The organism is Paenibacillus agaridevorans (assembly GCF_018604145.1).
Taxonomy (GTDB): Bacteria; Bacillota; Bacilli; order Paenibacillales; family Paenibacillaceae; genus Pristimantibacillus; species Pristimantibacillus agaridevorans.
In genome coordinates this window covers 1575359-1602071 of sequence record NZ_CP075889.1, presented here as the reverse complement: position 1 = coordinate 1602071, position 26713 = coordinate 1575359, and the positions used below count along the sequence as shown (strand labels likewise).

The 26713-nt window shown below is 54.3% G+C and carries 21 protein-coding genes; all 21 read right to left on the bottom strand.

The features are described 5' to 3' along the window. Window positions 1–117: 117 nt before the first annotated feature. A complete protein-coding gene (sigE, locus tag KJW29_RS06265) occupies window positions 118–840 on the bottom strand; it encodes an RNA polymerase sporulation sigma factor SigE (RefSeq protein WP_087567695.1) in 723 nt (240 codons plus the stop codon). Window positions 841–864: 24 nt separating this feature from the next. Then, window positions 865–1800 (bottom strand): sigma-E processing peptidase SpoIIGA, encoded by a 936-nt coding sequence (gene spoIIGA / locus KJW29_RS06260; RefSeq protein ID WP_214629149.1) that lies wholly within the window; start codon window positions 1798–1800, stop codon window positions 865–867. Window positions 1801–1997: 197 nt separating this feature from the next. Further along, on the bottom strand, window positions 1998–3113 hold the full coding sequence (gene ftsZ / locus KJW29_RS06255; protein ID WP_108991514.1) for a cell division protein FtsZ: 1116 nt from the start codon (window positions 3111–3113) through the stop codon (window positions 1998–2000). A 23-nt stretch (window positions 3114–3136) separates the two neighbouring features. Next, complete coding sequence (ftsA, locus tag KJW29_RS06250; RefSeq protein ID WP_087567692.1) at window positions 3137–4378, bottom strand: cell division protein FtsA; 1242 nt, start codon at window positions 4376–4378, stop codon at window positions 3137–3139. A 417-nt stretch (window positions 4379–4795) separates the two neighbouring features. After that, window positions 4796–5554 (bottom strand): cell division protein FtsQ/DivIB, encoded by a 759-nt coding sequence (locus KJW29_RS06245; protein ID WP_087567691.1) that lies wholly within the window; start codon window positions 5552–5554, stop codon window positions 4796–4798. Window positions 5555–5640: 86 nt separating this feature from the next. After that, on the bottom strand, window positions 5641–6921 hold the full coding sequence (murA, locus tag KJW29_RS06240) for a UDP-N-acetylglucosamine 1-carboxyvinyltransferase (protein WP_187099855.1): 1281 nt from the start codon (window positions 6919–6921) through the stop codon (window positions 5641–5643). Window positions 6922–6936: 15 nt separating this feature from the next. After that, window positions 6937–7848: a UDP-N-acetylmuramate dehydrogenase gene (gene murB, locus KJW29_RS06235; protein WP_214629148.1), complete on the bottom strand. Its 912-nt coding sequence runs from the start codon at window positions 7846–7848 to the stop codon at window positions 6937–6939. 212 nt (window positions 7849–8060) lie between these two features. Continuing rightward, window positions 8061–9158, bottom strand: coding sequence for a stage V sporulation protein E (gene spoVE / locus KJW29_RS06230; protein ID WP_087567688.1), 1098 nt, complete (start codon window positions 9156–9158; stop codon window positions 8061–8063). A 46-nt stretch (window positions 9159–9204) separates the two neighbouring features. Then, complete coding sequence (gene murD, locus KJW29_RS06225; protein WP_214629147.1) at window positions 9205–10653, bottom strand: UDP-N-acetylmuramoyl-L-alanine--D-glutamate ligase; 1449 nt, start codon at window positions 10651–10653, stop codon at window positions 9205–9207. A gap of 110 nt (window positions 10654–10763) precedes the next feature. Next, window positions 10764–11720 (bottom strand): phospho-N-acetylmuramoyl-pentapeptide-transferase, encoded by a 957-nt coding sequence (gene mraY / locus KJW29_RS06220; RefSeq protein WP_187099851.1) that lies wholly within the window; start codon window positions 11718–11720, stop codon window positions 10764–10766. A gap of 4 nt (window positions 11721–11724) precedes the next feature. Beyond that, entirely contained in the window at window positions 11725–13143 is a 1419-nt protein-coding gene (locus tag KJW29_RS06215; RefSeq protein WP_214629146.1) for a UDP-N-acetylmuramoyl-tripeptide--D-alanyl-D-alanine ligase, read from the bottom strand. Beyond that, window positions 13140–14627, bottom strand: a complete 1488-nt coding sequence (locus KJW29_RS06210) for a UDP-N-acetylmuramoyl-L-alanyl-D-glutamate--2,6-diaminopimelate ligase (protein WP_214629145.1) — start codon at window positions 14625–14627, stop codon at window positions 13140–13142. Before KJW29_RS06210 ends, KJW29_RS06215 begins: the two co-directional genes overlap by 4 nt. Window positions 14628–14695: 68 nt before the next feature. Continuing rightward, entirely contained in the window at window positions 14696–16636 is a 1941-nt protein-coding gene (locus KJW29_RS06205) for a stage V sporulation protein D (protein WP_187099848.1), read from the bottom strand. A 549-nt stretch (window positions 16637–17185) separates the two neighbouring features. Further along, complete coding sequence (locus KJW29_RS06200) at window positions 17186–19480, bottom strand: penicillin-binding transpeptidase domain-containing protein (RefSeq protein ID WP_246608610.1); 2295 nt, start codon at window positions 19478–19480, stop codon at window positions 17186–17188. Window positions 19481–19535: 55 nt separating this feature from the next. Then, window positions 19536–19937, bottom strand: coding sequence for a cell division protein FtsL (gene ftsL, locus KJW29_RS06195; RefSeq protein WP_087567682.1), 402 nt, complete (start codon window positions 19935–19937; stop codon window positions 19536–19538). Window positions 19938–19980: 43 nt separating this feature from the next. Then, entirely contained in the window at window positions 19981–20931 is a 951-nt protein-coding gene (gene rsmH, locus KJW29_RS06190) for a 16S rRNA (cytosine(1402)-N(4))-methyltransferase RsmH (protein ID WP_214629143.1), read from the bottom strand. A gap of 36 nt (window positions 20932–20967) precedes the next feature. Beyond that, a complete protein-coding gene (gene mraZ / locus KJW29_RS06185; RefSeq protein WP_087567680.1) occupies window positions 20968–21405 on the bottom strand; it encodes a division/cell wall cluster transcriptional repressor MraZ in 438 nt (145 codons plus the stop codon). A 136-nt stretch (window positions 21406–21541) separates the two neighbouring features. After that, entirely contained in the window at window positions 21542–22597 is a 1056-nt protein-coding gene (locus tag KJW29_RS06180; protein WP_214629142.1) for a DUF4349 domain-containing protein, read from the bottom strand. A 618-nt stretch (window positions 22598–23215) separates the two neighbouring features. Further along, complete coding sequence (locus KJW29_RS06175; protein ID WP_214629141.1) at window positions 23216–24481, bottom strand: adenosylhomocysteinase; 1266 nt, start codon at window positions 24479–24481, stop codon at window positions 23216–23218. Window positions 24482–24500: 19 nt separating this feature from the next. Continuing rightward, window positions 24501–26141: a bacillithiol biosynthesis cysteine-adding enzyme BshC gene (bshC, locus tag KJW29_RS06170; RefSeq protein WP_214629140.1), complete on the bottom strand. Its 1641-nt coding sequence runs from the start codon at window positions 26139–26141 to the stop codon at window positions 24501–24503. A 156-nt stretch (window positions 26142–26297) separates the two neighbouring features. Continuing rightward, on the bottom strand, window positions 26298–26696 hold the full coding sequence (locus tag KJW29_RS06165; RefSeq protein ID WP_214629139.1) for a DUF3397 domain-containing protein: 399 nt from the start codon (window positions 26694–26696) through the stop codon (window positions 26298–26300). Window positions 26697–26713: the final 17 nt, after the last annotated feature.

The following is a 26713-nucleotide window of genomic DNA, read 5'->3' as shown; positions in this document are numbered from 1 at the left end:
AGTACCGGAGCGTAGCAGAGCTACGTGAGGAACGGAAGTTTCGGCTGAATTCAATATTCGACGTCGAATACGCTCCTTGAAATAACATCGTGATCAAAAGTGGACTTTTTTTCATCCTTAAACCATTTTGTTGAATTCTTTGCGGAGACGTTTGATGATACGTTTCTCCAGCCGGGAAATATAGGACTGCGAAATGCCGAGCATGTCGGCTACATCCTTTTGCGTCTTTTCCTCGCCATCGGCCAATCCGAATCGCAGCTCCATAATAATGCGCTCCCTCTCCGACAGCTTATCGAGCGCCTTATGAAGAAGCTTGCGATCTACTTGTTCCTCGATATTGCGATAGATCGTATCATTCTCCGTCCCCAGCACGTCCGACAAAAGCAGCTCGTTGCCGTCCCAATCAATGTTAAGCGGTTCATCGAATGATACTTCCGTTCTCGTCTTGCTATTGCGGCGCAAATACATCAATATTTCGTTTTCGATACAGCGCGAGGCGTAAGTGGCAAGCTTGATTTTTTTCTCCGGATCAAACGTGTTGACCGCCTTGATGAGACCGATCGCGCCAATGGAGACAAGATCCTCGATATGAATGCCGGTATTTTCGAACTTGCGGGCGATATACACGACCAGACGCAGATTGCGTTCAATTAACATCGCGCGTATGGCCGAGTCTCCGGATGGCAGCTTCTCGAGCAAGTACTCCTCTTCTTCGCGGGACAATGGAGGCGGAAGCGCCTCACTCCCGCCGATGTAGTAAATTTCTTCGCTTTTTAGTCCGAATAAAAATAAAATTCGATAATAATATAACTGCATAATGAGTTTGTACTTGACGAGCATCTGGCCCATCCCTCCCCTGATGAATTATGCGGAACCTTGTGACGGTTGTTGTACCATTGACGGATGGATTATCGCTTGATAGGTCCCATCTGCTGTCAGCTTGCCGCCGTCCAACCCGATTAACACTCTGCTTGTTTCGAATATTTGCCCTTCCCTCATGATCTGGACGGAATCGGGCTTGACCGCCAACATGAATTGCGAGCCCCTGTTCACGCCGCGGAACGGCACCAGCCGCATCCGGTCCTGCCACGGGAACGGCTCCGTATCTTGCCCGGCAATAAGCCGGTCGACCTGGGCATCGCGGATGCCTTTCATCCACACTGCCGGAATTTCTGCTTCCCATCGTGACGCCTCCATAACCATGACCGGCGTTCTCGTAAGCGGATCGTACAGCTGGTTGCCTGTGTCGATCAGCCCTGTGCAGCCATATTCCGCTTCTCCGATCCTTATCGTCACATCAGCCAGATGCGTGCCGATTAAGACTTTCTCTCGTTTCTGCGATAACACGGACCGATACACGTAGATTCCGATAACAAATGCGGCGGCGAAATAAAAGATGCCGAGTTTGAGCTCCGCATGGACGCTGCCGCCCGAGAACGTTACCGTCCTCCATACTTCGCCGGAACCCTGCATAAACAGATAATAGAGTCCCAGAACGGCGCCTGCGGCTACGAAATTAACGGCATAAAACGCTAACGTCGTTCGGATGAAACGCTGCAAGGAATGAAAACCGAACGTGATCCATATCATGATGAGGGAGAAGCCGATTTTTACGCCTAACGTGAACAAAAATGACAATTGCGGGAATAACATGAGCACCACATAACAAGCTCCAAAGACGGAAGCAGCAAGCACGCGCCAAGGCTTGGGCCTTATATGGCAAGCCCAGGCGGTCGTCAAAAGAACGGCGCCGTCAACGAGCAGCTCTCGCAGGAATAAAATATCGATATAAATCGCCATGCCCAACCCCTTCCATCCTGCCCGGCAGTGGCCGCTATCGTAAGTGGATGCCCGCTTCAACGATTGAGATTAGTATATGGTAATCCTATTTCAAAGTCTGTCTATTCATGACGGTATCGGGTATCTTTTTTTGTCGAGATCCAAAAGAAAAAACGCCTCTCGGACAAGCCGAGAGGCGTTAATAGTCTAGTAAGGGATTATCTATCACGAGGCTGCTTGCGAAGGAATGCCGGAATTTCCAGCTGGTCGCTGGATGTGCCGGATCCGAAAGGCTTCACGCTGGACGATGCTTGGGAAGGTCTCGTGTCTACCTGCTCTACCGGCATGGAACCCGGCTTGCGCTGAGGAGCGGCAGATGCCTTTGCCTCGAAACCAGTCGCGATGACCGTTACTTTGATTTCGTCCTTTAAATCTTCGTCGATAATTGCGCCGAAGATCATGTTTACATCGGGATCGGATGCGGAGATGACAATCTCAGCCGCTTCGTTTACTTCGTACAGGGACAAGTTGCTGCCGCCTGTAATGTTCATGATGACACCGCGCGCGCCGTCGATCGACGTCTCCAGGAGCGGGCTCATGATCGCTTTGCGAGCGGCTTCGGCAGCGCGATTTTCGCCGGCTGCGATACCGATGCCCATCAGCGCAGAACCGCGTTCCGTCATAATTGTCTTTACGTCCGCGAAGTCAAGGTTGATGAGACCTGGTACGGCGATCAGATCGGAGATGCCTTGTACTGCTTGTCGAAGCACGTTGTCCGCTTCGCGGAAAGCTTCCAGCATCGGCGTTTTTTTGTCGACGATTTCCAAAAGGCGGTCGTTAGGGATAACGATGAGCGTATCCACCTTCTCCTTGAGCGCCTCGATGCCTTGCTCGGCTTGGCCGGAACGTTTGCGTCCCTCGAACGTGAACGGGCGTGTTACGACGCCTACCGTCAGCGCGCCGCACTCGCGGGCGATTTCCGCAATGACAGGCGCAGCGCCTGTGCCCGTGCCGCCGCCCATACCCGCCGTTACGAATACCATGTCGGAGCCCTTGAGCTGATTCGAGATGGCTTCGCGGGATTCTTCCGCAGCCTTGTTGCCTACATCGGGATTGGCGCCGGCGCCAAGGCCGCGCGTCAGCTTGTCGCCGATTTGCAGCTTATGCTCCGATTTGGCAAGGTGCAGAGCCTGGGCGTCCGTGTTCACTGTAATGAACTCAACGCCCTTGACTCCATTCTCGATCATTCGGTTAACGGCATTGCTGCCACCGCCGCCAACGCCGATTACTTTTATTTGAGCGAGCGTTTCAAGCTCCATGTCGAATTCCAACATCTCTCATTGTCCCCCAGTCAAAGTCAAATAAATTCGTTAAACATATTTTTGATCCGTTCGAACATACCGGGTTTGGATGGAGCTGCGGGACTGGCTTTGCGGCTTGCCGCTTTCTTCGTGACGCCTGAGCCTCGTACTCCCATATATTTGGACACGTATTGTATCATGCCAACACCGCTGCTATATGCGGAATCCTTTACGCCGATGTAGTCAGGCAAAGCGATGCGAACCGAGGACTCTAGTTCCACCTGCGCAAGCGCAAGCGTTCCTGGCATGGCGACGGCGCCGCCGGTCAACACGTAGCCATTAACCTTGTCGCCGTAACCCAGCCTGCGAACCTCTTGACGGATGAGATGGAAGATTTCCTGCATCCTCGGTTCGATAATGCTGGCCAGATCCTTCTGCGAGAATTCCTTCTCCATGTTGCTGCCCATTCGCGTAACTTTAAAGCGGACATCGTCCGCCGCATCGCCTACATTGGCACAGCCATACTTGAGCTTGAACTTCTCCGCCTGATCGCTTTGGGTCCGTAATCCGTAGGCGATATCGTTCGTGACGAACTCTCCGCCGATCGGCAGCGTCGATATCGCTGCCAACCCGCCTTGATCGTAGATGGCGATCGTGCAGGAGCCTGCGCCGATGTCCGTCAGAACCGTGCCGATAGAACGTTCGTCCTTCGTCAGCGACATCATGCCGGAAGCAAGCGACAGCAGAATAACGCCGGAAATTCGCAAACCCGCCTTCTCGACGCAGCGCATAAGATTATGTATCGCTGTCTTCGTGCCGGTCACGATCGTAGCTTCCACTTCCAGGCGGACGCCGATCATACCTCTGGGATCGGATATGCCTTCCAATCCGTCTACCAGGTATTGCTTGGGAACGAGATTGATGATTTCGCGTTCGGGAGGCAGAGCGACAACTTTAGCCGCCTGCAGCACGCGCTCGATATCTTCTTCTCCGATTTCCCTGTCCTCATTAGATACCGCAACTACGCCATGATTGGTCTGCAATGCAATATGATTGCCTTGAATCCCGACATAAACGTCGGATATCTGAATGCCTACCATGCGTTCTGCATGCTCGACCGCGGCGCGGATCGAATGCACGGTTTGGTCAATATCGACGATAGCTCCCTTGCGAATACCTTCGGAGTCGGCAGAACCAACTCCAATAATATTAATGGCTCCATTGTTCATCTCGCCGATAATAGCTCGAACCTTGGATGTACCGATGTCCAAACTGACGATGATGTCGTTGTTGCTCAACTCGCGGCACCTCCGTTTCCAATAATTAGTATCTCAAGTTATGTTTACCCAATAAGAATGTAGAAGTTCCAAACCTTGCCGTCAATAGATTCTTATTAGAGATAAAAACGACCTGCACACTCAGCCGCCCTTCTCGGAACGTCCGGGAGCATAGGCTTTCTCGCTAGCTGGCGATGCAAGTACGCAGCGCCCGTCATTTCTGATCAAAAAATGAACAAGTCTCTCTACATATTCAACAGACTTTTTAGTTTCCCTCTTTTTTCAACAAATTTTTCAGAATTATTATTTTCACTGTCGAAAGGGCGATTTCCTTGTCTTAAAAAGAGGGAGTTTGTCGCCGGGAAGGCGCGCCGTTACGGCAAACTTACTCCAAGCTAGTAAAACAAATTCTATCATTCTTTTAAACGAATGAGTAGTCTATTTTTCATTATCGCCATCATTTTCCGAATCGTCGGTATGGAACGGAACATACGTGTCTGCCAGCAGCATCGTAATCTTGCCGGGCTCCTGCGTCTCGATTACCGCGTTCAACGCTTCAATCTTGTCCGGCAGTACCGAAACGGCGGTAATGACCTCAAACTTCGTTCGCGTATACATCCTGATCCGGTCGGGATAAGCCTTGGATGGAATGGGAGCAATCTCCGACAAATCCGACAGCTGCTTCTGAGGGATTAACGCAAGCTGCTTTGTCAGCTCGCGTTTGACGGAGTCTTCCCCGTTCCAGCCCGTCAGGATCGGCTTGTCCAAAAGATAGCCGTCCGTTCTCGCCTCCACGCTGGCACCGCTCGAGAGCAGCGCCTGCACAGTGCCGTCAGGCATCAGCTCGAACGCGACGACAGGATGCTCTTTCACCTCAATCTTGATTACGCCGGGGAACACCTTGACGACCTTGGCTGATTCGACCTGCGGCAGCTGCTGTACGCGAGAGGCGATCTCTCCGGACGAGGTCTGGAAGAAGGCATCGCCGATACTTACGGCGGCCGCTTCCTGTACTTGCTCCTTGGAGGTATGCTCCATGCCTGTTGCTTGAATGTCGGATATTTTGCTAATCGATGAATTAAAGAACAGCACGGCCAGCAAGGCGGCGAACAATAGCAACAGAATGGCAAGCAGCTTCTTGTTGCCTTTGCGTTTGCGGGCGGGTTCTTTAAGCACCGGCATGTTACCGCTGCTCATATCTTGTCCCTCTTTCCTGCAAAACGCCGGCTTCCCTGGCACGATTTCTCCAGAAAAGCCGAACGCTTCGATCTAACTGCATGATGTCATCTGGCTGGTTCGTTATTAGGCACGGGCGAGAATCGGGATATCCGGGCGCCGAGCTTCGCAAGCATATGCTCGATCCGGTCGTAGCCACGATCGATGTGATGCACTTGCTCAACGATCGTGCGTCCCTGCGCGGCGAGTCCCGCGATGACCAGGGCGGCTCCGGCCCTAAGATCCGTCGCTTCCACTGTAGCCCCGTACAGACGGGTAACGCCGCGTATAAATGCTGCATTCATGTCGACGCGGATATCGGCTCCCATGCGCGACAATTCGCCGACATGCTTGAGACGGCCTTCGAAAATCGTTTCCTTCATGATGCTTACCCCGTCGGCAAGCGTAAGAAGCACCATCACCTGGGATTGCAAATCCGTCGGAAAAGCGGGATAAGGAGAGGTGACGATTCGCTCGATCGACTTCGGCCTTGCGGCACTATCAACCTTTATTATATCACCGTCGACTACGATTTGAACACCTGCGCGGCGCAGAACATGTATAAGGGAGGAGAGGTGGGCGGGCTGGGTGTTTTGCAGCGTGACCGCGCCGCGCGTGGCGGCGGCCGCGACCATGATCGTACCGGCTACGATTCGGTCGGGAATGATCTTGTAGCGGCATGGAGTAAGTTCGGCAACGCCGTCGATCGTAATCGTGTCGGTGCCTGCCCCCATTATCTTCGCGCCCATAGCGTTCAAGAAGCGCTGAAGATCCTGAATTTCAGGCTCTCTGGCCGCATTCGTCAGCGTCGTGCGTCCTTCCGCCAGGACGGCGGCCATCATCAGGTTTTCGGTCGCTCCGACGCTTGGGAAGCTAAGATGGATATCGGTGCCCGTCAGCTTGCCAGACCTGCACACGATGCGATTGCCGATTTCTTCGATCTCGGCCCCCAGCGCCTCTAAACCTTGCAGATGAAGATCAATCTTTCTTTCGCCGATCGCGCAACCGCCCGGCTGGTAGACCTGAGCTTCGCCGAATCTTGCAAGAAGCGGTCCCATGAGAAAGATCGAGGAGCGCATCTTGTTCATCAGCGTCTCCGGAACATGGGATGTATGAAGCGCGGTCGTATCCAGTACGACCGTCTCGCCGACGTGCTCGGCGCGGCATCCTAATTCGCGCAAAATGTTCAGCATAACTTCGATATCGAGCAGCCTTGGCACCGAATCCAGTGTAATCGTGCCTTCAGCCAGCAGACTGGCAGCCAATATCGGCAAAGCGGCATTTTTCGCTCCTTGGATAACTATGGATCCTGAGAGAGGTTTCCCGCCTTCAATCACCAATTTGTCCAATGTATCACCTCCGAATTACCGCTCGCCCACCACCCGAACCTCCGGCACCAGCTTCACGCCTGCGCGTTCTTCCACAGTGCCCTGGATGTGAGACATGAGGGCGAGTACATCTCTAGCTGTCGCTTGCCCGGTGTTTACAATAAAATTGGCATGTTGTTCGGATACCTGCGCCCCCCCGATGGAGAAGCCCTTTAGTCCCGCCTCTTGAATCAACCTCGCGGCGAAATCGCCCGGAGGATTACGGAATACGCTGCCGGCGCTAGCCAACTGAATCGGCTGCGTTCGCAGCCTCCGTTCCTTGTAGGTAGCCATCGCCGAAGCGATCTCCATGCGGTCTCCCGCCGCCAGCTCGAAGCCGGCTTCGACGACGATGCCCCGTTGTTCCTGCAAGATGGAATGGCGGTAGGCAAAGCCCATGTCCTCAAGCCCGTAACGAACCAATTCTCCTGTCTCCAGTACAATGTCAGCATACTTGAAAATACGCGACACATCCGATCCGAGAGCCCCCGCATTCATGTAGACGGCACCTCCGACCGTTCCCGGAATCCCCCCTGCGAATTCCAGGCCGGTCAGCCCCGCCTTGCCCGCCATAACGGACAGCTTGATGAATGAATAGGCCCCGCCGGCTATAGCCGTTGTCCCTTCGAAGGTAACGTAATCCAATCCTCCGGACGGTTTGATCACAGCCCCGCGAATGCCATTGTCGCCAACCAGCATATTGGAGCCGCGGCCCAGATTGATCCATGGCACCTCATGCTTATGCAGCAGCTGGACTGCGGTGATGAGTTGTTCTTTGGTGCGTGGAAGGATAACCAGATCGGCCGGTCCGCCGATCTTCCATGTTGTGTGCTTCGAAAGCGGTTCGTTCAGCAGCAGCTGCAGTTCCCCTGCCGCCGCTTCCCTAAGTTCCGCTATGCATGCTTCCATTGTGACTTCCTCCTTCATTGCTGCGGATGCAGGCATTCGCCGCAACTTCATTGTGTGATCCTCCGCTTCCGCAGGTGACGGTCGCGAATATAGGGTATATTATGCCTTGCGCCGATGTTGTGTGACAGACGCCTATTTTAAGGTAGTTCAAAAAGTCCGCTTTCCATCACGGAGCATGCCTGGCGGCATGGTCGGCGTCGAATATTGCATGCTTATCTGGAATAACGCGAAATGTTAAGCAAAATGCCGAGCGCCGTAAGCAACAGCGTCAGCGAAGAGCCTCCGTAGCTCACGAGCGGCAGTGTAATGCCAGTGACAGGCATCATGCCGATAACGACGCCGATATTGATCAGCACCTGAACGCCGATGATGCCGGTAATGCCGACAGCCAGGAAGCTGCCGAACGTGTCCGGGGCCGCGATAGCGGTCCGGATCCCTCGCCAGACGACGACCAGAAATAACAAGATGATAGTGGCTCCGCCGATAAAGCCAAGCTCCTCGGCGAGAATGGAGAAAATGAAGTCCGTCTGCGGCTCGGGCAGGTAGCTGAACTTCTGCCTGCTCATGCCGAGCCCAAGGCCGACAAGACCGCCGGGGCCGATGGCAAAGAGGGACTGGATAATTTGATAACCTCCGCCGAGCGGGTCGGCCCACGGATCAAGAAACGAAGTAATGCGCTGCAGGCGGTACGGAGCGGCCAGAATCAACCCGACGAAGCCGGCTACGCCGATCATCGCCAGTCCGCCAAGGTGAGCCATGCGAGCACCAGCCGTGTAGATGAGAATAAGCGAAGCGCCGACCATGACGGAGCCCGTGCCCAAATCCGGCTGCAGCATAATAAGGCCGAACGCCAAACCCACAAGCCCGAGCGGCGGCATAAGCCCTTTCGTAAACAGCGTAATATTTTGCTGCTTCTCCGACAGCCAACGGGACAGAAACAGGATCATGGCGAGCTTCATGAATTCGGAGGGCTGGATGCCGAAGGAGCTGATGCCGAGCCAGCTTCTCGCCCCGCCCCTCACAACCCCGATACCGGGAACAAGCACGATAACAAGCAGGCCGAAGCAAACGATCAGCGCGGCAGGCGCCCATTTTTTCCAGTTGGAATAATGGGTGTTCATAGTAAATAGTAACGCACCTACGCCTAGTCCGGCAAATAGCAACTGGCGCTTCACATAATAGAATCGGTCGCCGAATTCATGGAGCGCGAGCACCGCGCTCGCGCTGTATACCATAACGAGACCGATTGCAAGAATAAGCCCAATGGCGGCGAGCAGCCAAATATCGGGGGCAGAACGCGCTTTTGCCATAGCGAACACACCTCTTAGCATGGGAAAGTAGGGACAGGCCCCCTACTTACAAGGTATGCGCCGATTGTTTAAACATGCTCCCTCTTTGTTCGTAGGATTGAAACATGTCCCAGCTCGCGCAAGCAGGCGACAGCAGCACGGCATCGCCCGGCTCCGTCATCGCGAAGGCCCGGACGACCGCCTCGCGAAGCGTGGATTCGGCGTCCTTCTCAGCGTTCACCGTTTCTATCCTCGTTAAACCTGCAAGATTCGCGACATGCGCAAGCTTGTCGCGAGTCTCGCCAAGCGCCACAAGTCCTTTGATTTCCTTAAAGAGCGGCAGCAGCTCCATATAATCGGAGCCCCGGTCGAGCCCTCCCGCCACAAGAACGATCGGCTCCGTCAGAGACCTTGCCGCCATCTTCGTTGCCGTCGAATTTGTATCCTTGGAGCTGTTGTAGAATTTCACGCCGTTTTTCTCGCATACATATTCGAGGCGATGCTCTACGCCTTTGAATTCGCGCAGCGGCGCGGCCAATGCCTCAGGCGCGGCTCCGGCAGCGACGCAGGCCGCGATCGCCGCGATCGCATTCGCCGCGTTATGGCGTCCGAGAAGCCCTAGCTCGGCGACAGGCATGATGACGACCTCACGGCTCTCGGACGCCGCTCCTCCGCCAGCAGTGCGGTATACGATATGACGCTGAGCTTCGGCTGCCTTATCGGCCTCCCCTTCGCGCGCGTAAGGAGGATCTATGTAGACGCCTTCCTCCAGCTTCTCATAGAGCGAGAAAGGCAGCAGCTTCGCTTGCAGGCTCCGTGCGGTCTCCCTGCATACGGGATCGTCCCAACCAAGCACCGCCGTATCGGATGCCTGCTGATTGGCGAACAGCTTTCGTTTCGATGCCACGTAATCTTCCATGCCGCCGTGATAGTCGAGATGCGTCTCCGCCAGATTCAGCAGCATCGCGATACGCGGCCGAAACGTCTCTGTCCCCTTCAACTGGAAGCTGCTGAGCTCGGCGACGATCCAATTGTCCGGCGTTGCATCCTGGACGGCATCGCATAACGGCAAGCCGATATTGCCGGCGACGATAGGCTTTTTGCCCGCCGCTTCCAGCAGCATGCCGATCAGCGTAGTTGTCGTTGTTTTGCCGTTAGAGCCGGTAATGCCGATGATCGGAGCAGGCGAGATCAGATAAGCCGCCTCCACCTCGGTCACGACGTCTACGCCGCGCTCCAACGCTTCCCGTACGGGAGGCGCGCTATACGGAATGCCTGGATTTTTGACCATAAGCGCCGTTTCGGCGTCAATCAGATCCTCCGGATGATGTCCGCAAATAACGGTAATGCCCAGTTCTTCAAGCTCGCCCGCCTCGGGGCTGCTCTCCCTATCCTTCTTGTCATTGACGACGACGTCGGCGCCCAGCTTGTAGAACAGCTTGGCTACGCTGACGCCGCTCTTCGCAAGGCCGAGAACGACAACGCGCCGGCCGCGGTAGTCCGCAGGGTGATTCATGCAGCGACAATCCCTTCTATGTGCATAAGTACGCAGGAAGCGGCTCTCGTAAGCGAGAACCGCCTTTGCGCCTGTTTTATGGAGTGTGAATATTAAATACATGTTACCTCTTAAATGACGAACAGGATGCCCGCGGCCGCAAACAACAAGCCCACCGTCCAGAACACGGTAACGACCTTCCATTCGGACCAGCCGATGAGCTCGAAATGATGATGGATCGGACTCATTTTAAAGATCCGCTTGCCCCGCAGCTTGAAGGAGGCGACCTGCAAAATGACGGACAGCATCTCGAGGACGAACACGCCGCCGATCACGATCAGAAGCAGCTCCGTCTTCGTCAGAATCGCGACAGCCGCGATACCGCCGCCGATGCCGAGCGAGCCCATATCGCCCATGAATACTTTGGCCGGGTGAGCGTTGTAGACCAGAAAGCCGAGCACCGCTCCGATCATGGCCGCCGAGAAAATCGCGGATTCATGTTCGGACGTCTGCAGCGCCACAATCATGAACGCGCCGAACGCGATTGCGCTCGTCCCTGCCAGCAGTCCGTCGAGTCCGTCCGTGAAATTGACGGAATTGCTGGCCGCGAACATGATGATGACGACGAACAGATAATAGAACCAGCCGAGATCCAGCCCCGCGCTTGTGCCGGGAATCGTAATCTCGGTGCTATGCCCCATATTGTACAGCAGCACGCAGACGATGGCCGAAAAAAGGAGCTGTCCGAACAGCTTCTGCCAGGCCGTTAAGCCAAGCGAACGTTTGAAAACGATCTTGATATAGTCATCCAGGAAGCCGACGAGACCAAAGCCGAGCGACGCCGTCAGGAGCACCCAGAACTCGCTGGATTTGTCGGCGAATCTCACGAACGCGATCACCAGCGCAATCATTATAATAATGCCGCCCATTGTCGGCGTGCCGCTTTTCTTTAGATGGCTCTCGGGACCTTCCGTACGAATCTGCTGACCGAACTTGAGGCGCCGGAGCAAAGGAATGAACAATGGTCCCAGCAGAACCGTTATAAGGAAGGATACGCCGATTGCGAATAAGTTGACCATCATGTCCATTTCTTCACCCCTTCTCCAAAGCTTGGACAACTTGTTCCATCCGCATTCCTCGGGAGCCCTTTACAAGCACCAGATCATCGGGCTGCAGCCGGTTCTTAAGCCAGTCGGCGAGTGTATCCTTGTCATTAAAATGGATCACGCGGCCCGCCTCGTCAGCCTCGCGAAGGCTTGCTTTCGCGCCTTCGTGCGTATTGGCCGATAACGGTCCGCAGGTAAGTACGCCCTCTGCCGCATCCGGCGTCAGATAAGCGCCGATGCCGCGGTGAAGCTCCGCTTCTTCCGGGCCGAGCTCCAGCATATCGCCCAGCACGATCCAGCGGCGGCCGAAGCTCTCGAGTCCGCCAACCAAATCGATTGCCGCGCGTACGGCAGTGGGATTGGCATTGTACGCGTCGTTTAAAATGACGGCGCCGTTAAACGCCTTTACCGGCTCGATGCGCATGCCTGTCAGCTTGAGCTCTTTAAAGCCGCGATGGATGGCTTCCGCAGGCACGCCCATAAATCTGGCGGCGGCAATCGCGGCAAGGGCATTGCTAATATTATGACGACCAGGCACCGGAATATGAACGGTTCCGAGTCCGCTTACTTGTCCCCGGTGCAGCGCCGCGAATACGCTCTGATCCGGATGGAGCCTAATGTCGTCCGCGGACCATTCGTTATCCGCTCCAAGACCGAATGTCCGGAGAGTAACGCCTTCAGGTAGCGCCGACTCTGCAAGTCCATCCTTCAACAGCGGCTCGTCGCCGTTGTAGAGCAGGACGCCGTCCTCGCCAAGGCCAAGCACGATCTCCAGCTTTGCCTTCGCGATGCCGGCCCGCGAGCCAAGATGAAGCAAATGCGCGTCGCCGACATTCGTAATAATGGCTAGATCGGGAGACGCAAGCTTCGTTAACAGCTCGATCTCGCCGAAGCCGCTCATGCCCATCTCCAGCACGGCAACCTCCGTCTCCTCGTCCAGCTTCAAAAGCGTCAGGGGCAAGCCGATGTGGTTGTTCAGATTGCCTTCCGTCTTAAGGACCGAATACTGTGTGGACAACAAAGCAGCCGTCATATCCTTGGTTGTCGTCTTGCCGTTGCTGCCTGTAATGCCTACTACTCGCACCATCAGCTCGTTCCGGTAAGCGGAAGCAAGCCGTTGCAGTGCAGCCAGGGTGTCTCTGACAACTAGGAACGCCACATCGGGAAGATCAGCGGGGATGTCGCGTCCTTTCTGCCACAGCATCGCTTTGGCGCCGTTGTCGGCCGCCTGCGCCGCGAAGTCGTGTCCATCAAAGCGTTCTCCGACAAGCGGGACGAACAGGTCGCCTCCGCCTCCAACCGCTCGCGAATCCGTCGTCACTCCGCGAAGCAGCATATCCTCGTAGCCGCCCTGGCGCTTGGCGCCGCACATGGCCGTTATTTGTCCTACAGTACGTTTAATCAATGTAAAAATCTCCTTATCGCGTCTTTTGCCGTTAATCGATCGTCGAAGTCATGCACCTCTCCGCCGATCAGCTGGTAGGTTTCATGACCTTTCCCCGCAATCAATACTACATCGCCTTGGCTTGCCATTTCAACCGCTTTTTCAATCGCGCGCTTCCGATCGGGAATGACGGCGTAGCGATCTCCATCCGAACCAGCCGCATTCACCCCTTCCATTATATCGTCGATGATGGCAAGCGGGTCTTCCGTCCGGGGGTTGTCGGACGTCACGATCATATAATTCGCAAGCTCCGACGCGATTCGGCCCATAATTGGGCGCTTCGCCCGATCACGGTCGCCGCCGCAGCCGAATACGCAAATAATACGGCCCTCCGCGAATTCTCGCGTCGCCTGCAGCACGTTCTGCAGGCCGTCCGGCGTATGGGCATAATCGACGATTACGGCAAAGTGCTGGCCCTCCTCCACGCTCTCCACGCGGCCAGGCACGCCGGGAATAGCAGACAGAGACTCCGCTATAGCAGCAAGAGGCACGCCTTCCAGCAGCGTCGCCGCTATTGCGGCAAGCGCGTTGTAGACATTGAACTTGCCTCGCAGGCGGAGCTCGATCTTGGCATCGCCCCGAAACGTCGATACCCGGAACGATGTCCCCCTCGACGTAATCCGAACATCGCTTGCCCGGACATCCGCCGGATTTTCGATGCCGTAAGTCACGACTTCGGCCGCCGTCATTTTCCGGAAGCGCTCGGAGGCCTCGTCGTCCGCGTTGAGCACGGCGAAGGAACGTTCCTCCTGCCTTGCTTCATAGACGTTGCCGAGCCGCGAGAAGAACATCCCTTTGGCATCCGCATACTTATCCATCGTGCCGTGATAATCCAGATGGTCCTGCGTCAGGTTGGTAAAGATCGCGGTCCGAAACCGGCAGCCCTTGACCCGCCCTTGGTCCAGCGCATGCGAGGACACCTCCATCGCGCAGTACTTAACGCCGCTTTCTCTCATCTCTCCCAAATAACGCTGGAGCTCATGCGAATCCGGCGTAGTGCCTTCCATGGGATAAGCACGGCCTCCGAAACGCCGCTCGATCGTCCCGATCACGCCGGCGGATCTTCCGCTGTCGTTCAAAATCGTTTCCACCAGATAAGTTGTCGTCGTTTTGCCGTTCGTGCCCGTTACGCCGATCAGACGCACGCTGTTGCTGGGATAACCATTGATATGGCTCGCAATGACGGCTGCCGCCCCTCTCGCATCCTTTACGATCAGCTGCGGAATATCCAGCGGAAGGGGCAGCTCTGCGACAAGCGCCGCCGCTCCGCAATGAACCGCCGCTTCGGCATAGCTATGACCGTCCGCCTTATGCCCGGGAATGCAGATAAACAGATCTCCTTCCGCAACAAGCCGGGAGTCTCGTGTTATCCCCGTAAATTCCGTATCTCCGTCCCCTATTAACCTCGCTGTAACGAGCAGCTCCGTAAGTTCTCTTAGACGCATCCCTTCCATGCCTCCCTCGAATACTCTGACGGAATACTATATGCCGCCCAGAGTAAACGCGTTAATGGCTAGTGGGAATGCGGAATGTCTTCTTCATCGCCGAGATAGATGCGGATAGTCGAGCCCCGGTCGACTCTCGCCCCTTCCGCCGGCGCCTGCCGGATGACAACCTTGCCGGAGCCTGCGGTGGTCAGATTGAAGTTCATATTCAAATCCTCATAAAGATCGGAGACGCTCTTGCCGATCAGATTCGGCACGGTAACGATCGGCGTTTCTCCGTACTTATACAGCCTGTCAATCTGCGACTCCCTGCGAGGAACCTCCAAAATCGTTAGCGCATCCTCCATCATATTGCGAACGATAGGGGCCGCGACCAAACCTCCGAACTGGATGCCTTGCGGATTATCGACCGCCACGTAGATGACGATCTGGGGATCGTCCGCCGGCGCGAAGCCGATAAACGACACGATATGCTCATTGGGCGAATAACGCCCGTTAACGACCTTCTGCGCCGTTCCCGTCTTGCCTCCGACCCGGTAACCGTCGATGAACGCGTTGCGTCCTGTACCCTTTGCTACGACGCTCTCCAACGCTTCTCTCACCTGCTTCGACGTCTCTTCCGAAATCACGGTACGCACCGCCTCAGGCTCCACTTCTTTGACGACCTCTCCCGTATCCGGATGGATGAGCGCCTTCGTTACATGGGGCTTATACAACGTTCCGCCGTTAATCGCAGCCGATACCGCCGCGATCTGTTGAATCGGGGTCACAGAGACGCCTTGACCGAACGCCGTCGTCGCAAGTTCTACTGGCCCTACCTGACTCAGCTTGAACAGGATCCCGTTCTCTTCTCCGTTAATGTCGATCCCCGTCTTCGTGCCGAAGCCAAAGTCCCTGATGTATTGGAACAGCGTTTCCTTGCCTAACCGGTTGCCTAACGTAACGAAACCAGGGTTGCAGGAGTTTTCGACGACTTCAAGGAACGTTTGGCTGCCATGACCGCCTTTTTTCCAGCAGCGAAGCCTCGCTCCGCCGACCTCTATCGCGCCCGGATCGAAAAAATGCTCGTTCTTGAGATTGACCTTTTTCTCCTCTAGCGCGGCGGCCAGCGTAATGATCTTGAATGTGGAGCCCGGCTCGTACGTCATCCAGATGGGAAGATTCCGATTGTACACCTCGCTCGGCACTTCTTGGTATTTGTCCGGCTCGTAGGTTGGCCTGCTCGCCATGCCGAGAATTTCTCCGTTCTTCGGGTTCATGGCGATCGCGATGACGCTATCCGCTTGCAGGCCAGTCATGGCCTGATCCAGCTCTCGCTCCATGACAGCCTGTATTTCCTTGTCGATCGTGAGCTGCAGCGTCAAGCCTTCTTGCGGCTCAACGTATGTATCGGACGAATTCGGCATCTGCCGGCCAGCCGCATCGGACAAGAAGGATACGTTGCCCTGAATGCCGGTCAGCGCTTCGTTGTATTTCGACTCGATGCCGGTGAGACCTTGATTGTCGATGCCCGTGAAGCCCAGCATGTGGGCAGCGAGACTGCCGAACGGATAATGCCGCTTGCTGTCCTCTGCGACGACGATGCCTGGGAGGTTGAGCGCACGGATCTCATCGGCCTTCTCCGGCGTCATCTTTCTGCCGCCCGGCCCCAACCGGACGATCATTTCTTTCGTTGAAATTTTTTTGAGCAGAGTTTCCTGGGACATGTCGAGCAATGGCGCAAGCGTAGCTGCCGCCGCTTCCTTCTCTTTGACCTGCACGGGTATCGCCCATACAGTGGGCGTGCTTATATTATAGGCTAGCTGCACGCCGTTGCGATCCCAGATTTCGCCTCGCTTCGCGACATACGGAATGTCGCGCCTCCACGAATTTTCCGCTTTCTCTGCAAGCTCAGCGCCTTTGTACAGCTGTACGTAGCCGAGCCTTAAACATAGGGCGATAAACGCCACGCCTGCGAGAATGAGCACGACGAACAACCGTCGCCTAACCGTTACGTTAGATACCTTCATCGTAGAAATCCCCCTCTTCGCCTCCAGCCTTGCGAATAAGCGTGCACTGACGCTCATTCCCAGACTATGAAACACAAGAGAGGGATAGAACAAGCCCCTGATATGGTAGTTCAAAATGTCCGCTTTTGATCACGATGCTGCTCGAAGGAGCTTATTCGACGTCGAATCTTGCACGCTGCCAGTCATTCCGGTGCTCACGTAGCTTACAGCTACGCTCCGCTCCTCATTTCCCGACTTCGTACAACCTTCTTGGTGCTGAAAAGCGAACATTTTGAACCTTTATTGGAATCGCAGTTCAAAAACATCCACCCCTTGATCACGATGCTGCTCGAAGGAGCTTATTCGACGTCGAATCTTGCACGCTGCCAGTCATTCCGGTGCTCACGTAGCTTACAGCTATGCTCCGTTCCTCAGATTCTAGTTTCGTACAACCTTCTTGGTGCTGAAAAGCTAACATTTTGAACCTTTATTGGAATCGAAGTTCAAAACATCACCCAGAAGCTTATTCGACGTCGAATCTTGCACGCTGCCAGCCATGCTCGAAATCGGTCAGTTCTCGCCGCCCTGCATGCCAACCGGCGGTTCGATGTCGGCGTCCGTCGAATCCTCGGAACCGCCGGATTCTCCGGCATCTGATTCGTTATCCGATTGGGATTCGCCGCCCTCTTCGCCAGTATCGGACTCTTCGTCACCGCCGCCGGAGGCGCTCAGCGCTTCGTCGTAGCCTTCAGCGCCCTCTGGAGGGACCAGCTGCACCTTGACCAGCCGCCCGCCGTTCTCTTCTACAACCTGCTGGCTGACGACGTAACCAGTCCCCTCCGTTACGAGGCGCGCGCCAATCAAGGAGGTCAGCTCCAGCGCATCCCGAAGCGAGACGCCCGTCAGATCCGGCACGGCCAGCTGATCCTTTTTCTCCGTCACAATATACACCTTCTGCGCGGGATAGATGAGCGAGCTTGCTGCCGGAATTTGCTTCAGCACTTTGTCGCCGCCGCCTACGACTTCAAACGATAATCCCTTGCCTTGCAGCTCGGCCTTCGCCTGCGCAACGCTTAAGTCTTGCACCTTCGGAACTGCAATCTTCGCTTCCTTATTGGCAGATTCCTCATCGCTTTCAATGTTATAGTCTGGCGCGATCCCCATCTTTTTCAGACTTTTTAAAACGATCTCCCGAAAAGCAGGGGCCGCGACCGAACCTCCCCCGGCAAGCGGATTGTTCGGCTCGTCGACCATGATATAAAGCACGATCTTGGGATTTTCCACAGGTGCGTAACCAATAAAAGAAACCATAAATTTATTATCGGAATATTTGCCGTTGATAACCTTCTGCGCAGTACCCGTCTTGCCTGCGACTCGGTAGCCTTCGATATACGCGTTTTTTCCCGTTCCCTTGTCCTGGTCGGAGACGACTTGCTCCAGATATTCGCCGACTTGTTTGGATGTTTGTTCGGAAATGACCTGGCGAACGAACTTCGGATCCGTCACCGTCGTCGTATTGGTCGAAGGATCTGTAATGCTCTTAACGATATGCGGCTCCATCAGCTTGCCGCCGTTGGCTACAGCTGCGACAGCCGCTACTTGTTGGATAGCGGTTACTTGTACCCTGCCTTGTCCGAACGAAGCCGAAGCGATATCCCTGTTGCCCAGCAAATCTATTTTTCCCGCCAGTTCGTTTGTCAACTCAATGCCGGTCTTCTGACCGAACCCGAATCTCGTAAAATAATCGCGAAGCTTTTCTCCGCCGAGCTTCTCGAAGCCCAGTTTAACGAACGCAACGTTACTGGAATATTTCAAGCCGTCCAGAAAGCTGATTTTGCCCCAACCTCTACGGTTATGTTCGCGTATCGGTCTGGGATCCCCTGGCACGACAATGCTCCCTGATTGGTAGATTTCATCCGGGTTGAACACGCCTTCCTCCACCGCGGCTGCCAGAGTAGCGATCTTGAACGTAGAACCTGGCTCATATAACGATCCTACAGCATGGTTGTAGAAGTTGGCGTAATCGTACTTCGCATATTCGTTAGGATCAAATTCCGGCATATTGGCCATGGCCAATATTTCCATTGTGTCGGGATCCGCCGCGATTGCCGTTGCGCTTTTCGGCGAATATTTTTTCACGATATCGCGCAGCGCCTCCACTACATACTGTTGAATGTCGCTATCGATCGTCAACTTAATATTGTTGCCGTCCTTCGGCGCCTGGAAATCGACCTCTCCCTTGGACAATTGGACGCGTTTGCCGTCTTTCTCATACCGGATAAAACCGTCAGCGCCCTGCAACTGATCGTCGAAGTACGCCTCGACCCCCGTTTTGTTCTCTCCATCAAGACTGACATAACCTACGAGTTGAGAAGCCAGGAAACTCCTTGGATAGAAACGTTTATGCGTCCCTACCATATAGATGCCCGTATCCAGCTTCTTGCCATCTTCCCTCAGTTTTTCTTTCAGCTCGTCGCGGAACGCCGCTACGCCATCCGCCACCGGCTTGTCGATCAGCCAACCGCCCTTGCGCAGCTCCCGCGATCGATAAAAGGTGCCGTCTTCCTTCTGGGCCGTCACCTGCTTCGTCAGCTCGTCCTTGTCGATCCCGAGGGTTTCATGCAGTCCGTCAATGACCTCCTCCGCTATGTCCGCATCATTAATGATCTGCGGGTCTACCGATACGTTATATGCTATCGTGTCCATCGCAAGAACGTTGCCGTCCCTGTCCGTAATCTCTCCCCTCTTCGCCTTCATCGTGTCGGCGGCCGACCATCTTTTTTTCGCTTCTTCATACCACATCGCGCCGTCTACGACCTGCACCATATAGATTCGACCTATCAGGACAAAGAAAAGGAGGGTCATTATCCCTCCAAAAAACAATGTCCGCAGTTTAATTCGTTTCCCCATTGCGATCACCCTATTCTTGCATGACTGTCGTCAATTGCTCGCCGCCCGTCTTCACCGTAATGCCAGCATCCTCGCTGCTCACCATGCCTTGCGTCTCCGCCAGCTGCCTAATCCGCTCGGGATCGTTGAGCGTCTCCACTTGCCTCTTCAGTTCCTCGATCTCTACATTCAAACCTTGGTATTCTGAGTTAAGCTTCGTGATTTGAATATTCATATCGTAGATTTGCGCATATCGGAAAATGATGACTCCTGCAACCACTACGCAAATCAGTACGGTGAACAAATATAGCAGCTTCTCCTGAACCGGCAACGACTTCCGTTTAACGACAAGTTTTTTGGTTTCCCGGATAAGTGGCTCCTGCTGCGGTTTCTTCTTCGGTTGAAGTGCCAGATTTCCATTCACATACGCCACAATGTAATCCCCCTTATGAATAAAATGTTCCTATTTCGCCACTCTATAATTTTTCCGCTATTCGCAATTTGGCCGAACGGGCTCTCGGGTTATCCCCCAGCTCTCTCTCGCTCGGCAGGATTGGCTTCCGGTTAATCAGCTTGAGCGTCCCTTTGTTCCCGCATACGCATAGCGGGAAGTCCGGCGGACACGTGCATTTCTCCACATATTTGGCGAAAATCGACTTGCAAATACGATCCTCAAGCGAGTGAAATGTAATCACGGAAGCTCTGCCGCCAGGCGCCAGGCAGCGAACCGCGCTCTCCAGCGCTTCTTCTTCCGCTCCCAATTCGTCGTTGACTGCAATGCGCAGCGCCTGGAAAGAACGTTTCGCGGGATGCGGACCCGTTCTTCTAGTCGCCGCGGGTATCGAAACCTTGATCAGCTCCGCCAGCTCTCCCGTGGTGGCTATCGCCGCGGTCGCCCTTGCCTTCACGATGTTGCGGGCTATATTGCGGGCGAACTTCTCCTCGCCGTAGCGATCAAGGATGCGGGATATTTCCCGCTCCTCCCACTCGTTGACGATCTCATGCGCCGTAAGCGACTCTTCGCGATCCATCCGCATGTCCAGCGGCGCGTCGTGGTTATAGCTGAAACCTCTTTCCGCCTCGTCCAATTGAGGACTGGATACCCCAAGATCGAACAGAATGCCGTCTACCTGAGGCACGCCGTTCTCGATGCGCACGTCGCAGCCTCTTAATTCCTGCTCCAGATAGCGGAAATTGCTTCTGACCAGCGTTACTTTATCCATATAGGGAGCCAGCCGTTCTCGCGCGTTGCTTAGCGCCCAGTCATCCTGGTCGAACGCAATCAACCTTCCGCCTTCACTTAGTCTGGATGCGATCAGTTCGCTGTGCCCGGCTCCGCCGAGCGTACAATCTACGTAGACGCCGCCAGGCTTGATGGCCAATCCGTCAACTGCTTCCTCCAATAATACTGTCGTATGCTGAAACACGCCGTCTTTCCTCCCGTTCTCGATGTCCGATATACTCTAGAAGTTAAAATCGAAATCAACCAGTTTCTCCGCAATTTCGTTGAAAGTTTGCTCCGATTGCTCGTAGTAGCCTTCCCATGTCTGCTTGCTCCAAATTTCCACCCGGCTTGAAACGCCGAGCACCATACAATCTTTATCCAGCTTGGCATAATCTCGCAGATGGCCGGGTATGTTTACCCTGCCCTGTTTGTCCAGCTCGCATTCTGTAGCTCCCGAGAAAAAAAACCTCGTGAACGCCCGCGCGTCGGACTTCATCAGCGGCAACGACTTGAGCTTTTGCTCCAGTACGCTCCACTCGCTCATGGGGTACACAAACAAACAGTTATCAAGGCCTCGCGTAGCGATAAAGGTCGTACCGAGCGATTCGCGGAATTTCGAAGGAATGATAATACGCCCCTTCTCGTCAATGCTATGTTGATATTCACCCATAAACATAATTCCGCTCCACTCCTTCCCCCTAACGCTCCACTTTGCCCCACTTTTCCCCACCTGAATACAGTAGTTCGCCACCTAAAATAAAAATCCTGCTTGGTCAGCAGGATTTTCTTTAAATATTTTAGGTTGTTAAAGATTAACTTTCCGGCGGCGCGTTCTTTTCTTGCGGCATCCCCGAGCGCGAATTTATTCCTTTTCGTCTATGCTTCGCGAACCAGAATACCGGAATTCCAATGACGGCAAGGATAGCCAGAACGGGCAGCGCCCCCGCAAGTATGACCATAAATCCCTGAATTCCGGCCCAGACCGCCTTGGAGCTGCCGGTTAAAGCTCCTGACAGTCTGGCACCGAAAGATTGGGAATCCGATTCCAAGCCGGTGGCCATCTTCTGATCGACCTGGTAAATTCTTAACTCGACGGTAGAATAGGCAACATTCGCGTCAAGATACCTGATTCGGCCCAATAGCTGCTCGATTTGCTCCTGTACCTCCGCCAGCTGGTTGGAGAACTTTAATAAGTCATCGGCCTTGTCTGCTTTTTCCATCATGCCTAGCAGTCGTTCCTCAACTAACCTTCTAGCCTTCAAACGCGACTCCAGGTCGACATATTCCTCCGATACATCCTTACCGGAAATGTCCTGCTGGAATTTGACGTTCGGTATTTCCGCCATCTTGTCCACGAACGACATGAAGCCCCCCGCAGGCACTTTAATCGTATAGAGAGAAGCGATCTCCCCGTCGTATCTGGAGTCATTAAATTGCAGAATATAAGCTCCGCTTGCATGAATGATATCGCGCAGCTCCGTTCCCGCCTTCGCAATATCTTCTACCCTCAACGTCATTTTGGCCGTATAAATAATTTTACCGCTGAATGGTTCGCCGTTCGCAGCCGATCCCATGCCGGAAGCGCCGGCGCCTCCCCCTGTAACAGTCCCTCCCGAGCTTACGATTGACTTTTCGCCCGAAGCGGCTTGGTTGGATGTGTTTGTATTCGCAATCGAGCCGCTCTCTTCGCTTTCAACGTTTGCCGGGACTTCAAGAGAATCCGCCATGCCTCCGCTTCCTCCGGCGTTTTTAGCCGAATCCGAATCGGATGCCTGACATCCCGTCATCAGCATGGCCGCCACCAGAACAAGCATCATTGCGAGCAGCCATTTGGTTCGTCTTCTTTTTGTTTCAGACATTAACCCCATCGTAAATTCCCCCTTTTTCGTTATGGCAGTCTTCAAACCAAGCCATTGACCGTTGGCTTCAACTTATCAGACGATTATTGGAAGAAAAAGGTTCCAGGGAAAGGAGGCGCTGTCATGGATAAGACCTATAGTAGGCAATCTTTAGCGAATGAGCGAGGTTAGAGGCGTACAGAATTACTTTGCGGTCCATCGGCGTTTTTAACGCCTATAGCTGCTCGTTCGGCTACTTTTTGGCTCCATAGACGCTATTTCCGCCTATGGATGCTTATCAGAGTTACTTTATGCTCCATCGGCGTTTTTAACGCCTACTGATGCTCGTTCACCTACTTTTTGGCTTTATAGACGCTATTTTCGCCTATGGATGCTAGTTAGAGTTACTTTGTGGTCCATCGGCGTTTTTAACGCCTACTGCTGCTCGTTCGCCTACTTTTGGCTTCAGAGACGTTATTTTTCCTATGGCTGCTAATCAGAGTTACTTTTATGCTTCATCTGGCAATCCAGCAAGCCATATAAAAATCTTTTCTTGGTAAGTCAAAAAACCTTCCGCGCAAAACTCAACGCGAAAGGTTTTATGATTCTTGGCGTTATTCTGTAACCGACTTCCCCAGGCTGGCAGTTTTATTCGCCTTCCGCCCAACTGTCCAGATAGGCGATTTGCTCGGCGCTCAGCTTGTCGATGCCAAAGCCTAAAGACTCCAGCTTGTAGCGCGCTACTTGCTCGTCAAGCTCATAAGGCACGTTGACCACTTTGCTGCCGATCGACTTGTATTGATCGTTTACGTATTTGAGCGACATCGCCTGAAGGGCGAAAGTCATATCCATGATTTCCGCCGGATGGCCGTCGCCGGCCGCCAAGTTAACAAGACGGCCCTCTGCAAGCAGATAGAACTTGCGGCCATCGTTCAACTTGTACTCCTCGATGTTGCGGCGTACCGTACGTTTGCTGACGGACATCACTTCCAGCTCTACCTTGTTTACTTCTACGTCGAAGTGCCCGGCGTTGGACAAAATCGCGCCGTCCTTCATCACTTCGAAGTGCTCGCCGCGAATGACGTCTCGGTTGCCGGTTACAGTGACGAACATGTCGCCAAGCTTGGCCGCTTCCAGCATCGGCATGACAGCAAAGCCATCCATATAGGCTTCTACCGCCTTAATCGCGTCGATCTCGGTGACGATGACATTGGCGCCAAGGCCTTTGGCGCGCATGGCAACGCCTTTGCCGCACCAGCCATAACCGACAACGACAACCGTCTTGCCGGCTACGACAAGATTGGTTGTCCGGTTAATGCCGTCGAACACGGATTGTCCCGTGCCATAGCGATTATCGAACAAATATTTGCAATACGCGTCGTTAACGGCGATCATCGGGAATTGGAGTTCGCCTTCCTTCTCCAATGCACGGAGTCGGATGATGCCTGTTGTCGTTTCTTCCGCTCCGCCGCGAAGATTAACGGCATGTTGTTTGCTCTCCGTATGCAGCAACGTTACGAGATCGCCGCCGTCGTCGATGATGAGATCCGGATTGTTTTCCAGCGCCTTCATATTCAATGCTTTGAATTCCGCCGATGTCGGGTTGTATTTCGCAAATACGGTAATGCCGTCTTCCACAAGCGCCGCGCACACATCATCCTGCGTGGAAAGCGGATTGCTGCCTGTAATCGTCACTTCCGCGCCGCCTGCTTGAACAACTTTGGCCAGGTAAGCCGTCTTTGCCTCGAGGTGGAGCGAGATGGATACTTTCAGCCCTTGAAAAGGCTTCTCCTTCTCAAACTGTTCGCGAATCCGGTTCAGCACGGGCATATGCGAGCTTGCCCAATCAATCTTTAGATGTCCTTCCGGCGCCAACGCCAGATCTGCGATAATGCTATTGTCTTTTGCGCTCATTCTGATTGCCTCCTGTTATTTACAAGTATACGATTTCGTGACCGCCGGTTCGGCTGTAAGGCGTCTCCAGCAACTTCTTCAGCCAGTCGTCGCCGTAGCGATTCCAATACACCGCCATATTGACGACACGTTCCTGCGGCTTGCCCAAAGGCAGCAGCGAGATTCGGATGCGATCCAGCTGTCGGGTCGAAGCTTCGAATTGTTTGTTATACGCCTCGATCGTCTTGGATTCCATATAGCTGATCTGCTCCATGATCTTCGCCATATTTGTCTCGCCCAGCTTGATCAGACCAGCCTGAACGGAGCCTGCAAGCTCCAGCAACGGCGTGTACATCGTCTCGAAGGCAGACCTCGCCTCGCCGAAACGGGCTTCGATATGCAAGTTGTCCTGCCCCTTCAGCCATGCCGCTCTCTTCTCCTCGAACGACTCCATGACGTCATGGAAGGAAAGCTCATATTTGGCCATGTTCTTGACGACGCCGCCTTCGACAAGCGTAAAGGACATCCGGGGCACAATAATCGGCATCTCCATGCCAAACGTCCGGAATGCTTCTCCCGTCATTGCCCAGTAGGCAATCTCGCCGGGTCCCAGCACGACGCCAAGCACCGGCAGCAGATAATCCTGCATGATGGGGCGGGTCATGACGTTGTTGCTGAATTGCTGAGGCCGTTCCCCGGCAAGCCGCAGAAGCTCATCCTTCGACCAGAAGACCGTATCTCTCCTGTCTCGGAAGCCGCCCTCCCGCTTGTACAGCAACGTGCGCTCATCATTCTTGTCCCCCTGAAACAGGAACAGATTGGCGGCATCTTCCGCCACTTCGGCCTGCAGCGGGAAGCCAAAGCTTTGCACCTTCTCGGCGGCCGACGAATAAGCGGAGCTGAGCACATCATTCTCTTCCAGCATTCTGCGGAACATTGGCGCCTCCAGCGCGCGAAGCGCGGCATCGTCGGCATCCAGCAGGACGAGTCCTTCTTCGCCGAACATCATCGCCATGATGGACGCAAACATATCCGATAATGTCCCGCTGGATTGCGTCAATTGACGAAGCTTCTCCATAAAGGAAGCTTTGAATTCCGAGGATGGCAGACTCTGCTCCAACTCGCCGACAAGCTTCTCCCATTGCTCTTCGGCAATTCGAGTCCGGCTCACCGAGGTTCTGCTGCCCTCCGGCTTGGAAGCCGTCAGCTTGCGCAGCTCTTGTTCGGCGGTTACGACATAGGCATGATTAGCCTCATCCCAGTCGTGATCCTCGCCGGCGATCCAAAAGACAGGCACGACATGGACGCCAAGCTGTTCGCTTGCCGACTTCGCCGCCCCGATGACGGATACGGCCTTGTGAATGACGAGCAGAGGCCCCGTCCACAGTCCGGCCTGCTGACCGCCGACAACCACCGGCGCCCCTTCCGCCAGAGCCGCTATATTGCGCATGGCAGCTTGCGCCGCCCCATGTCGTTCATTATATTCCCGCAGCACGGAAGCGACCTCCGCCGATGCTGCTCGTGTATTCGTACTGCCTTGCAGCCAAGCGAATCGCTTCTCCCAATCTTGGAGAGATCCGGCGTGATAGCCATACAAGCCTTCCACTACCTCGCGATTGCCTTCTATGTATGCTTGCGTCAGCGCCTGCGCGACAGGAAGCTGATAACGTTCTTGACTCATCCCGGTCTTGCACCTCCATGTCATCCTGCCAGCTCTTATGCACTGAGAAAAATATAGTGAGACCATTCCCAATTGTACAGGAACATCCGCACGGACGTCAAAAAGAAAAAACGTCTCCGCGCTGGCGGAGACGTTACGATACTGCCTTGATCGCGACTACGCCACGGAAAAGATCACTTTTCCTAGCAGCACGATCATGAAGATGACGTAGAGAAAGCTCATGGCGAAAAAGCTTAGCCGCCATATGGCGCGGAATATCCGTTTCACATCCACGTTTCCTCGCTTGCGGAACTGCGCATTGCCAAGCAATCCCGCCGCCAGAATCATAACCAGCAAAATGCCGTAGAAGCCAAAGGTGCTGTCGAACATCAGACTGTACTGTCCGGATACGCATAAGATCAAAAAGATCGTCGAAACATCCATCGCCATGCGGAGCGCCTTCTTTCGGTCTCTCACATATGCGCCATAACCGAACAGCACAATAACGAAAGGCACGATTGGAAATAAAGCCAGCGCAGTCGTCGCCTTCCACAGACTATCTATAATTGCAAACATGTCGCTTACTCTCCCCC

What these genes read in the sequence shown, in the direction of transcription:
- sigE (WP_087567695.1), bottom strand. Translation starts at nt 840, where the DNA reads ATGCTCGTCAAGTACAAACTCATTATGCAGTTATATTATTATCGAATT.
- spoIIGA (WP_214629149.1), bottom strand. Translation starts at nt 1,800, where the DNA reads ATGGCGATTTATATCGATATTTTATTCCTGCGAGAGCTGCTCGTTGAC.
- ftsZ (WP_108991514.1), bottom strand. Translation starts at nt 3,113, where the DNA reads ATGTTGGAATTCGACATGGAGCTTGAAACGCTCGCTCAAATAAAAGTA.
- KJW29_RS06245 (WP_087567691.1), bottom strand. Translation starts at nt 5,554, where the DNA reads ATGAGCAGCGGTAACATGCCGGTGCTTAAAGAACCCGCCCGCAAACGC.
- murB (WP_214629148.1), bottom strand. Translation starts at nt 7,848, where the DNA reads ATGGAAGCATGCATAGCGGAACTTAGGGAAGCGGCGGCAGGGGAACTG.
- spoVE (WP_087567688.1), bottom strand. Translation starts at nt 9,158, where the DNA reads ATGGCAAAAGCGCGTTCTGCCCCCGATATTTGGCTGCTCGCCGCCATT.
- murD (WP_214629147.1), bottom strand. Translation starts at nt 10,653, where the DNA reads ATGAATCACCCTGCGGACTACCGCGGCCGGCGCGTTGTCGTTCTCGGC.
- mraY (WP_187099851.1), bottom strand. Translation starts at nt 11,720, where the DNA reads ATGGACATGATGGTCAACTTATTCGCAATCGGCGTATCCTTCCTTATA.
- KJW29_RS06210 (WP_214629145.1), bottom strand. Translation starts at nt 14,627, where the DNA reads ATGCGTCTAAGAGAACTTACGGAGCTGCTCGTTACAGCGAGGTTAATA.
- KJW29_RS06205 (WP_187099848.1), bottom strand. Translation starts at nt 16,636, where the DNA reads ATGAAGGTATCTAACGTAACGGTTAGGCGACGGTTGTTCGTCGTGCTC.
- KJW29_RS06200 (WP_246608610.1), bottom strand. Translation starts at nt 19,480, where the DNA reads ATGACCCTCCTTTTCTTTGTCCTGATAGGTCGAATCTATATGGTGCAG.
- mraZ (WP_087567680.1), bottom strand. Translation starts at nt 21,405, where the DNA reads ATGTTTATGGGTGAATATCAACATAGCATTGACGAGAAGGGGCGTATT.
- KJW29_RS06180 (WP_214629142.1), bottom strand. Translation starts at nt 22,597, where the DNA reads ATGGGGTTAATGTCTGAAACAAAAAGAAGACGAACCAAATGGCTGCTC.
- KJW29_RS06175 (WP_214629141.1), bottom strand. Translation starts at nt 24,481, where the DNA reads ATGAGCGCAAAAGACAATAGCATTATCGCAGATCTGGCGTTGGCGCCG.
- bshC (WP_214629140.1), bottom strand. Translation starts at nt 26,141, where the DNA reads ATGAGTCAAGAACGTTATCAGCTTCCTGTCGCGCAGGCGCTGACGCAA.
- KJW29_RS06165 (WP_214629139.1), bottom strand. Translation starts at nt 26,696, where the DNA reads ATGTTTGCAATTATAGATAGTCTGTGGAAGGCGACGACTGCGCTGGCT.